Source organism: Streptococcus mitis, assembly GCF_001579035.1.
GTDB lineage: Bacteria > Bacillota > Bacilli > Lactobacillales > Streptococcaceae > Streptococcus > Streptococcus mitis_J.
In genome coordinates, this window is the sequence record NZ_KQ970287.1 from 154121 (window position 1) to 156053 (window position 1933).

2 protein-coding genes are annotated in these 1933 nt (G+C 34.5%); both read left to right on the top strand.

The window, feature by feature from the left end; genetic code table 11:
* The first annotated feature begins 88 nt into the window (after positions 1–88).
* Positions 89–334 carry an immunity 17 family protein gene (locus SMIDD26_RS05210; RefSeq protein ID WP_061439329.1) on the top strand — a complete coding sequence of 82 codons (246 nt, stop codon included), beginning with the start codon at positions 89–91 and terminating at the stop codon, positions 332–334.
* Between the two features lie 19 nt (positions 335–353).
* The gene (locus SMIDD26_RS05215) at positions 354–1592 is read left to right on the top strand and encodes a DUF695 domain-containing protein (RefSeq protein ID WP_061439331.1); all 1239 of its coding nucleotides are present in this window, start codon (positions 354–356) and stop codon (positions 1590–1592) included.
* Positions 1593–1933 lie beyond the last annotated feature (341 nt).

The window sequence follows — 1933 nt, forward strand, 5'->3', positions numbered from 1 at the left end:
AGAGAATGGCGCTTAAGTGAAGAATCTTTAGCATGTGAAAAAGGGAAATAATGAGAGAAATGCTTGATGGAGGAAGTAGATAAACGATATGGATGGAGTATTTGAATGGTTAAAAGTATATTACCAGTATGTATTGATAGCAGGTGGATTACTATTTTTAATCGGTGCTATAAGAGATTGGAAATGGGTGTATGAAGCAACAGTCGGAGATAAGGCAAGGCACGCATTTATTTTTGAAGTGTGGGGTGAGAAAGGATATAGAGTCTTTATAGGACTGTGTGGATTGTTGCTTGTAATTTGCGGTGTTGTATTTTTTATGTTGGATAAACGATAAAAAGTGGAGGTAACTTAACATGAAATGGAATTCAGAAAATCGCGAAGAATTTTTTGCGTATATAGAAAAGCTTATAGATGAAGATAAATATACAGAATGTATCACAGCGTTGGAAAACATCCCTATGGAAGAACGGGATTACAAAGTATGGTATCAGCTTGCTCGTACCTATCAAAACTTTGCGATTATCGGCAATGATGATCAAGGAACACCTAGTTTTATTGGCGATAAATTTTTATTAAAATCGATAGATATTTTGAATTCAGTTAGAGATGAGGGGCAAGATAAAGCTGAATGGAATATGCGTATGGCATATGCCTATCAATATTTAACTCATGAGGAAGAAAAAGCGATTCCTTATGCCTTGCGTTGGGCGGAGATAGCTCCTGAGGAAGAGAATGCATTGGAAGTAGTAAAAGAGTGTAAAGAAGAAATTGAAAAAAGAGCTTTAAGAGTAAATGTGGCTACTGAGAAAGTAATAGATCAAGAAATGGCCGAAATTGACGAAGACTGGTGTATCTATCTATGCAATGCATTTGCTTACGACTTGCCGGCTGTGGTTCGAACCAATTTAGCTCTTATAAATTTTGAGTTCGCTGCAAACTACCCTAAAAGACTAGAATTACAAATATTATATAAGAATGCTGATGACAACGGGTTTTACTCAAGAGAAGAAGAGGAATATTTATATGATATAGAAGACGCTGTAGTAGAGATTATTGAAAAACATGGAGATATTTTAGCAGGCGTTGTGGAATGTGATGAGCGGTCACATATTGTTGCTTATGCTAAGAATGAGTTGGGGTACTACGATGAAATTTCTGAGATGATGGCTGAAAAATTCCCTGATTATGCTTATACATTTGCAGCATTTGAAGATGAGGATTGGGACATGTATTTTGATGCACTGTATCCTGACAGATATGAATACCAAAGTATTATGAATAGGTGGCTCATTGAGGATATTAAAAGTAATGGTGATAGTATGGTGCCGAGAGTCCTCGAACATTGCCTGTGCTTTACAACAGAAGAAAATGGGGAAGCCTTTTTAACCAAAGTAATGGAAGACGGTTTTACAAAACTTTCATCAGAAAATCTGAGCAACAATGAAGCTATAGATAAGAAGCATCCATATGAACTTGTCATTGGCAGGGAAGATGCTTTTGAAAATATCGATGAAACTGTCTGGTATCTTATGGATCTAGCAGAAGAATTTGACGGAGAATATGATGGCTGGGCATGCCATATTGTGAAGTAGCGTGAAATAGCACTTTAAAGAGAAGAAGCGAGATGAAAACGTTCTTAAAAATATAGATTTCAAAAGGCTCTTTGTTAAATAAGGTTGATGAAACAATTTTAATAGAAAATAACGATGTTATGTTGTCTCATTTTATTTTACAACTCAGGCGTAAATGATTCAGTGTAAAAAACAATTAAAACTACTCAATTATTGTGATGTATTCACAGTGATATTTTATGTTTTAAAAGGAGAAAAATATGAGTTTTTATAAAAAAGTTATTAACGGATTATTTAATAGTTCAAAGGAAAAAAATGAAGAGTATTCTAATGACGTTTATTCTCCTACTTTGATTAAAGAA

What these genes read in the sequence shown, in the direction of transcription:
- SMIDD26_RS05210 (WP_061439329.1), top strand. Translation starts at nt 89, where the DNA reads ATGGATGGAGTATTTGAATGGTTAAAAGTATATTACCAGTATGTATTG.
- SMIDD26_RS05215 (WP_061439331.1), top strand. Translation starts at nt 354, where the DNA reads ATGAAATGGAATTCAGAAAATCGCGAAGAATTTTTTGCGTATATAGAA.